The sequence below is a fragment of the Methanomicrobiales archaeon genome, assembly GCA_030019205.1.
Classification (GTDB): Archaea; Halobacteriota; Methanomicrobia; order Methanomicrobiales; family JACTUA01; genus JASEFH01.
The window spans coordinates 1-9815 of record JASEFH010000037.1; the positions used below are offsets into that span (position 1 = coordinate 1).

The window sequence follows — 9815 nt, forward strand, 5'->3', positions numbered from 1 at the left end:
AATCTGGATCTGGCGGTAAGAAAAGTAGACAGTTCCGGGGATGCGCAGTGGAATATTACGATTCCCTGGGTCTCCACTCCGGGCCGGACGTCGAATGTTATCCATGAAGTCCTGCAGACGGATGATGGAGGTTATGTTATCCTTGGTGGAAGATATTATTACTGAGGCTATCCAACGATTCGCGGACTATTCCAATATCGATGAAGTTATATCAAGCGATAGAAGGGCAATAAGTCCATTCGGGGTACGATCACCGTTTGGTAGATAAAAAGAACGATAATTGTATACCTTGCGCCCCTAACCTTATTGAAAAGAGGAGGCCTTCTGAGACGTACTCAATATCGAGAAGTCGGCCTGTTCGTTCCAGAGGGTCCCGCTGCTCTTGCGTTTCTGAATCGTCATCTCTCCCGAAACTCCTCCCGCAATACAGTGCCGCTGTCCATTAACCGTTTCCTGATACGTAGATGATCCACATGTAGCCGATCGGCACAGAAATCACAAATACAGCTAAAGCAAAGGTTTCAATTCACCAGGAACATCTACAGGGATGTGAACCCATTCGATGAAATTGCCAGAAATTAGCAAAAGAAAAGCTGTAATCGTGTGCATTCTCCTTGTTCTTGGGGCTGTCGGCACCTATCTAGCCTATAGTATCGGTACGCAGCAGAGAGATTCGGTAGCAGTAGACAATCAATCGGCAAATGATACGCTGTTTCGGTGTTTTATCATCGAGTATAACCAGAGTTACACAAAAGATGCTCTCGTAATCCATCTCACGGATGCGGATCTTGAGGATCATCCGGAGTATAAGCGGGCGATGGAGGAAGCAGATGCCACTACGGTTGAATGGCGAGATGGCAGGCGATATATTCGTGAAGTACAGCAGTATTCGGGAGAGTTCTGGGCCTTCGATCTCTGCCTTGAAGAATATTCCAGGGCGGAGTGTTTGTCTCATCTGAAATTATACGAATACAGGGGGAGGTACTTTGAGATACGGTGCATTCCCACGTATATCGGACCCCGACCAGGATCATAACTACGGAGAGAGGCATTTCGCGAAACTCTGCCCGAACCGTCGTTCAAGAATAGAGGAACGGTTCTCAAAATATTTTTCAGGAAGAGGGAATAACGGGGTAAACGATTAGGCGAACAAAGCAGAAGAATTTTACCTGTTTGTCAGAACATGTTTCCTGTTCATAGCATGCAAATTTCAATGGATTCGGGGAATAGATGGAAAATATTTACTTTCATTCTTCTCTTAGCCAGTGTTATGGTACTCATCGCAGGGCATATCGCTTGCGACATTTTCACAGTAAGCCCGCCCGAAGGCACCGTTACTGTATCCGAATTCCTTAATAGTCCCGTGTACGATTCGGAAGTAAGACTGTCCGGGAGGGTCGGAGATAGAGGCGTGTATTCCTGCCCCTGTTTTCGCCTGGCTTCCGGTGGCGAATCCCTGATGGTATGGTACGACTCCATCGAAGGAGGTTTTCCTGCTGTTGGCCTCATCAACAATGGGGATCGAGTAATCGTCACCGGCACATTCACGCGGTTAATCCCTTCGGAAAAATCGACCAGTCTTTACCCCTCGGAAACTAGGCCTCTTGATCCTCACCTAGAAGTCAAGGAAAATCCGAGAGTGCAGGAACATTTCTCGATAAAATGCATTGAAAAAGTATAACGGCATTAGGGATTCTCCTGTATTGCCCATGCTATCGAACGGTTTGTGCATGGGCTGTTGAAGTATCTGGCCTATCTAAAGTAACTTTAAAAAAATACCGAAGACCATTGGCCTGAAGGATCTATGGATGAAGAGATGGACGAAGGTCGTGAGTGCCGGTTTCTACGGAAGACACCCCTCAGGATGCCAGGATTCAGCTTCATCGTATCTACTAAAATGGGCAACCAATCCCGGAAGGTACTTGTCCATGGATAGAGAATATTTAGGGTAACGGTATGACAAAAAATTCGTTATACCGCCGAAGCAACTGTGATGATCAGCGTGTGGATTGACAAACAACTATTCGATTATTCGAACCATGGCGATGATGGTATATTCGCGTTGCAGTTTGCCTCCAATGAACCAGTCGCTTATGGGTCAAAATATTTTTGATGAAGCAGTGGGACTTGGATTCACATCTTTTAGATAAATTATTGTTCCGAATCGACTATGATTCATTGGAATCGATCACACGTAGTAGCGATGCGAGCTTTTGCGCGGATATGTAGACGATCTATACACAAATCTCTAATATTGTGAAGGTAAAGGTTTCCGTGTAGCACGGGGTTCACAGTATCTTAGCCGGATAGGAGAACCCCGTTGCTGCCCGTAGGCATGATGAATATCGCTTTCGCAAGTATAAGCCTTTTCGTCATGCCTTCTGAAATTTGAACTGGAGGAAAGACCATGACACGAAAAGGATTGACAGGGCTCTCCGTGCTCGTCATTGTATTGATGATGGTTTCGGTCACAGTTCCCGCAGTGAGCGCTGTTGAAGAGAATAGTACAGGAATCGATTTCAATCGATATGCGATTCCAGAATTGAACATCGATCCATCGATCGAAACGATTACGATCTCCGGAGCATTGAGCCCGCAGCAAGAACGAGGTATTACTGAGAGCTGGACCTACGGGATACCGCTCGGTTCGATTATCGTCCATACGACAGAAGGAATTACGCAGGTCTTCGATAGTTATGGCGACCAGTTGCTTTCCATCAGCGATGATGGTTCCGGAAAAGCACCCACGCCTGCCAGTATTGAAAAAGCCTGCACGTACGTACATCAGCTTCCGAATGATTCAAGAGTCTATCATCATGAGGGCAAGATCTATGTCCTTGACTCAGCTGGAGAACTCCTCCTTCTCGTGATCGATGGGCATGCATCCTCTTATCAAAAAGAGGTGGCATTATTATGGGTAGGAAATGATTGGATAGAATCCGCAGAAGATTATCTGAATTATATCACCGAATATCAAGCATACTGGACAGTACCGTCCAGCCCGCCGTCCTTAGAAAGTTCTGAGCAAATATACCTCTTTAATGGCATACTGGGTGTTGGAGGATCGAAGACATATTTACTGCAACCAGTATTGGGCTATAATGGATCAACACAGCAATGGCAAGGACAGGCGTGGGCTTGTGATACGACAGATCCTGCTGATAGCTTTGTTGGGCCTATGTTTACCTCCGCATCCGGGCATACAATGAGAGGCCGGATTTATTGGAGTAGTTCTTTACAGCTATGGTCTATCACGATCTATGATCAAACGAGCGGCCAGTACAGTTCACTATCGACGAACTGCATGCTGCCACAAAACAATTGTTTGACTTCCTGCGTTTTAGAAGGATGGAATGTCGACGATAATACGGATGTGCCGGGCGATACACTCTTTTATGATATGTCGTATTTGAGTTATGGGACCCCGATGAGTGTTGACCTTGAATCCTGGTATTCACCATATATTCCCTATGTCATCATGCAGTACTGCTGGGTTGACATCATTCAGGATCCGTCGCGGGTGAGGCTCAACACCTATAATTGAGGGTGTGAAATGAAAACAACGACTATTGTTTTTTTATTCTGCGTGATTCTTGCGATGGGATCCGGATGTACGGATTCTCGCGGTATCCCTGACAATACGCCGGAAAACACTTCTCCAGCCGCAATCCTCTTCTACGAGCAGGGAAATCGTTCGATCCCTCTGAACATCTCTGCAATCGAGGTCCAGGATCCGAAGAATATCACGGCTAACGTCACGTCGGTCATCGAGATTCTGCTTGACGATCAACGTACGGGAATCCTGCTTGAGAATGGCTGGAATATCACGTCGATCCGCCGGGCAACCGACGAACACGATCCCACTCTAACCACTGTTGATGTGGAATTTCGAAACGAGGGCTTGTCGTTCTTCATTGTTGTTGACGAAGTGCAGTGGAAGACCTTAGAGGGATACTGCGGTGCTCCAGGGTGGATTTCGGGGCCTGTTTCAGGACCTCTGCCAGAGGATTACCATCAGGCGATGGAGAAATCCTCACGTACGGTCTGGGTGTTCGATCACTACAATAACAGAGTTGCGATGGTCTATAACCAAACGACGATCTTCTACCTCTATCCCTCCTATTCGATAATCGATATGGAGGGGGCATTCGATTGATCTTACAGATTGTCCGACAGAACCGAATTCTGTCGGTTGTTGAGAAATGATGAGTTCCCGTCATTAGCTCCTTTTGCTGTTATTCGTAAGAATAGTCGATCGGGTCGCGCCGACCCTTCTCTACTCAGCTCGAAGATCTGCATCCCCCTCGATGAGTGGGGAAGGCAGGATTGAGACGGTTCATCCTCGATCCCCCGTACATAAACGCATATCGCACGACTGATACCGAATTCGTACCGTACTCTCCTCCACGAGCGGAGATGAATTCGACAGATGACGTTAGTAGAGGAAAAGCAAAGGCTTCAGTGTAGCACGGGGTTCACACCATCCTGACCAGATTGGAGAACCCCGCTGCTGCTCGCAGGCATGATATGTTTCATCTTTTGCTTAAATAAGGATACCGTCATGCCTCCGTGAAAATCCGAATGTGGAGGTAGAGATCGTGAAAAGCAGTCTAAAAACGCGGATGTTCTCCGTGCTTCTGGCACTATTGTTGATAGCCGTGATAGTGATGCCCGCAGCATGTACAGATGTGGGAATGAAGCCGATAGAGAAACTGAATGTGAGCGATGACCAAACGGCAACGAGGACCATCATTCTTCAAGCCGATGGGACTATCGTATCTGTTACAGCAGACGATGTTCCAATCGAAGGCATAGAGCTCTCCGAACTGCCAAAATTTGAAGTTCCAGCATACGTGCCGACGGCTACACCTCCTCCCAATGGGCCGTTGAGAGAGGAGGATTGGAAATACCTGAAAACGGTCATGACCGATCTCTCCGAGAAAGAGAGGGATGCACTCATCTCTGAAGCCCAGACGATCTTTGCAGGAAAATCCGAACTGACCCAGGACGAACAGAGAGAGATCCTCTATAGAATCGGAAAGTATATCGTGATCGCGACAGACGGCAATGGAACATCTCCTCACTGACAGAATAATCTGCACTTTTTACGGAGCCGGGCAGCAATGAATGCGAAGTCGGTGGGGCTGATCTTGACAGCAGCGGTGTTCTGTCCTTTTGTGATAGGGATACCCTTTGTAATCGGATTCATCGCGTTAATGGGATCGTTTTACGTCGTTAAGGAGGTGCGGACAGAATCGGATCGGTGGTATCTTGGAGTTCCGCTTGTCATTGTTCTATTGGCCTTCACGGCTTCACCGATCCTGGATACCCTTTTATCCAGCGTCACAGACCTTCAGAGTGTCAGTACATTCTGGACGGCCTTGCTACTGCTGGCACCGGCATCAGTCGCAGCGTTTCTATCCTTCCCAGCACACCAAAGAAAGAAGACGACGATTTTTTCTATGGTCTCTGCAGGCGTCAGCGTGTATGCGGCATACCTTCTCATCCTGCTGTTGCAGTCAGCTGCGGTCCATACTTCTTTCGTGCTTTTTAATGGCCTGCTGCCGTACTATCTCCTTGTTGGCATGCCCCTCCTTGGGATCTGCTACATCGTGACTGCGTGGATAACTCGGTGAATCCCTCAGGACCAATCAAACAGTATTAACGCAGTCGATACAGAATGCCGTTCGATTGACCACTTAATATCGGCTCCTTTTTTCGCATCGAATCTTCCAACGTGTAGACGATCTGCACATAAATCATTTATATTGTCAAGGAAAAGGTAAGTGTAACGCCGGGTTGCATAGTTTACGCCGGAAAACGCCTTCCGCCTTCAAAGGAGTTTATATGCCATGAATCCCCGAAATAGCCGTATTCTGTTTGTGATATTGACAGCTGGTGTCATTGTGTATGGGCTGCTCACCTACCAGTGGCTGCTCATGATCGTCGGCATCCTGCTCCTAGCACTTGCCTTCGCTGCTCGTAACGCGATTCGGTAGAGATTGATAACAAGAGCGACCATGCAATGCGAGTGAGCAGATCGTGGACTGATCGATCCTAAAAAGGGCAGTCGAATCTCTTGGCAGGATATCCACGCGACCAGGCAGCTTTTAGAGAGGCTGGAGGAGAGAAAATATTGAGGGGGGATGAGTTACGATTGGTGTCTGAAGATTGGATGTGTAATCTTCAGGACTCTACAGGATGTGGAACACCAGGGATCGATTAATACCGTGTCGGATGATTCTGCTCTTTATGGCAGGATACATTTTCCCGTTATCTGTTAAAAGGATCCAGGTGATGACCTGCATTAACTCATTATCTCACAGGAAGATGTCTTCATGACTCCTGTTAGAGGTTCATCGAGAACCTCTTCAGCTTCCCTTGGATTGCTATAGTACCTCTTGTACTTTCCATCTTTCTCGATGCGCACCAGCTGCGCTTTATGCAGCCGCGCCATATGCCAGGTCACGGATGGGCCGGATATGTCGATCATTGTGGCGATATCCTTTCGTGATAGTCCCGGATTTCGGATAAGCAGATTGACAATAGCCTTTTCAGTGTCATTATCGAGATGATTTTCATTGGTATTCGTTCCAGGCGGGATTCCCCCGACATTTCTGTAATATCGCTTGAGTCCTCGTTCTCGATGGGAAATCACTTTACCGGTTACCTGCAATATTTTGAGGTGATACTGTACAGTGCCACTGTTCAATCCAGTTTCCTGAGATATCGCACTGACATGCATCCCAGGCTGATTTTTTATTGTTTCGTATATTTTCAACCGATTTTCATTTTCCAATGTGTTCTTCCTGAATACTCTCCTGTATCCAAGATACGACCACAAACCGATAGACGCGATTATTTCGAATGGAAGGGGAATAACGGCAGAAAGAGACGATAACAGATCAAATAGCATGGCATGGATTGGTGGATTTAGAATCGTAGCAGGATACGTATTGTCGATCTCGCTCGCAGGGAAATTAACGGATGAAGACCGTGTATCGTCTGTGCTGGCATATTCATAGGCAATGAGGCACATTGTGCCCATGAAAAAAACGAGCAAAAACACCTTCCACCTCATTTATTTTACCCTCCTTATCATCATGGGAGAAGTTATCTTTATGAAGCAGATAGAAGATTTCAAAGATCTGTAAACGCTTTGAGATCCTCGACTGCGGAGAAGGTATACCATTGTCAATAACTAATTCTCAGGTTGCAGCAAAATATTATTTGTTGTTGATAGGATTCACCGCTCCGATGAATTTAAACAGTCAGGTGGATGTTGACGATATTAAAGAAAATTGGCGATTTCCGGCGTTTAAATACTAAATTCTCAGTCGAATCTTTTCTCTCTTAAAAAAGGGACCTTATTCAAGATCCCATTGAAAAAAGGGATTCAATCTACAGAAAAATAGTAATACTCCGTCCCTGCTACCCGCTCTCCGTATACCTTGAAGGTCCATGTGCCAGGATAGTTGCCGGGATTCGATATGGTTCTCAAAATATCAGCATGCAGCCAGTAATCGTCTCCATCACGATACGGACCATAGACCGGTCCTCCGTTAGGGGCATAGATGGTCAACGTGAGTGAGTTATCAACAAAGTCCCATTCGACAACGACGTTCATCGATGCAGTTCCTGGGGAAACCGAGTAGTAATGGTATCTGGTCTGACCCTGCGTAAGTAAGTACAGAGCTTCTATTCCCAGATCTGGCAGTCCGGTTTCACTTGAACGGGACGCAGATCCGTCATTCTGCTCGCCTGCCGATACGATCGGCACGAACATGGATACTGCAAGCAGCACAATAATTCCAAAGGTGAACTTCTTCATACCTTCACCTTCACAATTTTTTATGAGACCTTCTCTTAAGTTTTCTCTCCACTGCATCTACACGTTACTTCATGTGTAAATTTAACTCGATTTAGATGACAATTATCCAGACATTAATAATCAGCGCATCATGTGTAGATGTAAAAATCAATCTGGAATTGGGAAATTATCCTTTGCATTATGAATTAGCCGTGTCAATATTCATGATCAGTCAACTAGAAACACTCGATACTAAAAATTATTTCTTAATTTCAGACATAATCTGAAATGTGGAATAAATCTCATCGCGATGGAAGCCGAATGAAAGATTATGCATATTCGACAGCAGTCGCCATAGCGAGGTCGCTTTGAGTAAAAATGATCGTGCACTCCGGATTTTCTTCGCAGGCCAGGGCCGATCCGTCGGAAGGAGACGGTATCGAAGCGTTCGAATTCGGTTTATAATACGGAGCTATCTCAATACTATACCAGGTAACATTGTTCGTGAACGCGATCTTTTCAATAGGAACTATCACGCCGTCTTTGAGCACGTAGATGTTCCCATACGTATTTTGGTATTCTTTATTGTCTGCATGGGTAGAAATGAAGACTCTTTTATCCTGATTGCCGGACAAAATACTCGGAAATGGTATCTGATCGACATTTATTGCAATGTCATATGGATGCCGTCCCGGACGAACAAGATCGATCGGCTGGGAAGATAGAAAAATCTGAGAGTGCGCATCGACGTATGCTCGGTAATACCCCCATTGTTCGCTCATATTTTTTGCATAGACATCGAGATGGATCGACGTTATTGTCCCGTTGGGATCTATGTCCATGGATAGTCGTCTGAATATCGCCGATGCATTATCAAACTGCATCTCGTCCATCATGATTTCCAGAAGCTGGACGATATGGGGATTGTACGGTTCTGAGGGCAGATAGAGCTCGCGGTCATCGTAGTCGACCTCTGGTTTATCGGAGAGCAGGAAGGGCCTGACAGCTATAACTACCACCACGACCGCCACCAGAATAATCAGCCATCTATCTTTCATGCAGCTCCGTACGACTCAAACGAATTATGTAATTTTTATGGACTCTTTTTTATGTAATCCTTACCATATGTGCCTTACATGGTATTGGTATTTATACAGGAAAAGGAAACCCAATTTATCAATAAAATCCAATTTTATCAATAATAATGCGGCATTCGCTTCAATATCCCAACGTATAGATTAACGTGTAGATACGCTGCACACAAATCTCTTATACTGTAAAGGTAAAGGTTTCAGTGTAGTACGGGGTTCACGCATCTTAGCCGGATAGGAGAACCCCGCTGCTGTCCGTGGGCATGACAATGTGTGCTCTTAGATCGTAAAAGCATTGTGTCGTGCCTCCGTGAACACGAAGAAAAGGAGGTACAGGATATGAAATTCCTTAAAAAAAATACGGTTCTATCCCGTTTTTTGGGTATTGCTACTGATGTGCTCGGTGGTTATACCAGTGACGGCTATGCAAGATCAAATTCTCCAACCTCAACCCCTTGAGGAAAAGGGGAAAGAAGTGCCAGTCAACGTCGAACTCATAGATGTTAGTGAGGATATTAAGAACTCAACACCACACTGGATTTTATTGGCAGCAGGCAAACCTGAACAGGAAGTCGTGCTAGATTGGATCGATGAGTTTCGCGTTGCAGATAGTGAAAAAGAGCATATGGTTGAATTCATGAAGCAACTTTGGAAGAAGTATCCAGTAGAGTTCGAAAAGGAGGGAAATTTCATCCACGTTAATTTTGATCTTGAAAATCAGGATATCAAATTAACCGAAGACGAGAGTATAATGTTAGAAAGGATTGCCGTGGCAATTGCTGAGTATCAATATCAGAAGGTTGTATCTGACACAGATATGTCCCCCAGGTGGCACCTACCTCAACATTGGGATATCATTTATAGCCCCCTCCGCATTTCACCATTCCGCCAGCCGCTGCAACTGCACCTTTGAC

General features: G+C 45.8%; 10 protein-coding genes. 7 read left to right on the forward strand and 3 right to left on the reverse strand.

Going from position 1 to position 9815, the window contains the following annotated elements; genetic code table 11:
* The first annotated feature begins 562 nt into the window (after nucleotides 1-562).
* The 6 genes from QMC96_12705 (at nucleotide 563) to QMC96_12730 (ending at nucleotide 5636) form a co-directional block, all read left to right on the forward strand.
* Nucleotides 563-1036 carry a hypothetical protein gene (locus tag QMC96_12705; GenBank protein ID MDI6877616.1) on the forward strand — a complete coding sequence of 158 codons (474 nt, stop codon included), beginning with the start codon at nucleotides 563-565 and terminating at the stop codon, nucleotides 1034-1036.
* A 234-nt stretch (nucleotides 1037-1270) separates the two neighbouring features.
* Nucleotides 1271-1681, forward strand: a complete 411-nt coding sequence (locus QMC96_12710) for a hypothetical protein (GenBank protein MDI6877617.1) — start codon at nucleotides 1271-1273, stop codon at nucleotides 1679-1681.
* Nucleotides 1682-2407: 726 nt separating this feature from the next.
* Nucleotides 2408-3544, forward strand: a complete 1137-nt coding sequence (locus QMC96_12715; protein ID MDI6877618.1) for a hypothetical protein — start codon at nucleotides 2408-2410, stop codon at nucleotides 3542-3544.
* 9 nt (nucleotides 3545-3553) lie between these two features.
* Nucleotides 3554-4156 (forward strand): hypothetical protein, encoded by a 603-nt coding sequence (locus tag QMC96_12720; protein MDI6877619.1) that lies wholly within the window; start codon nucleotides 3554-3556, stop codon nucleotides 4154-4156.
* 427 nt (nucleotides 4157-4583) lie between these two features.
* On the forward strand, nucleotides 4584-5087 hold the full coding sequence (locus tag QMC96_12725) for a hypothetical protein (protein ID MDI6877620.1): 504 nt from the start codon (nucleotides 4584-4586) through the stop codon (nucleotides 5085-5087).
* Between the two features lie 36 nt (nucleotides 5088-5123).
* Nucleotides 5124-5636: a hypothetical protein gene (locus QMC96_12730; GenBank protein ID MDI6877621.1), complete on the forward strand. Its 513-nt coding sequence runs from the start codon at nucleotides 5124-5126 to the stop codon at nucleotides 5634-5636.
* 671 nt (nucleotides 5637-6307) lie between these two features.
* On the opposite strand, the gene QMC96_12735 is transcribed toward QMC96_12730, so the two are convergent.
* From QMC96_12735 to QMC96_12745, 3 genes are all read right to left on the reverse strand, one after another.
* Entirely contained in the window at nucleotides 6308-7081 is a 774-nt protein-coding gene (locus QMC96_12735; protein ID MDI6877622.1) for a winged helix-turn-helix transcriptional regulator, read from the reverse strand.
* Between the two features lie 315 nt (nucleotides 7082-7396).
* Complete coding sequence (locus QMC96_12740; GenBank protein ID MDI6877623.1) at nucleotides 7397-7831, reverse strand: hypothetical protein; 435 nt, start codon at nucleotides 7829-7831, stop codon at nucleotides 7397-7399.
* Nucleotides 7832-8139: 308 nt separating this feature from the next.
* On the reverse strand, nucleotides 8140-8868 hold the full coding sequence (locus QMC96_12745; GenBank protein ID MDI6877624.1) for a hypothetical protein: 729 nt from the start codon (nucleotides 8866-8868) through the stop codon (nucleotides 8140-8142).
* 427 nt (nucleotides 8869-9295) lie between these two features.
* On the opposite strand from QMC96_12745, the gene QMC96_12750 reads away from it, so the two are divergent.
* Nucleotides 9296-9814 carry a hypothetical protein gene (locus QMC96_12750; protein ID MDI6877625.1) on the forward strand — a complete coding sequence of 173 codons (519 nt, stop codon included), beginning with the start codon at nucleotides 9296-9298 and terminating at the stop codon, nucleotides 9812-9814.
* Nucleotide 9815 lies beyond the last annotated feature (1 nt).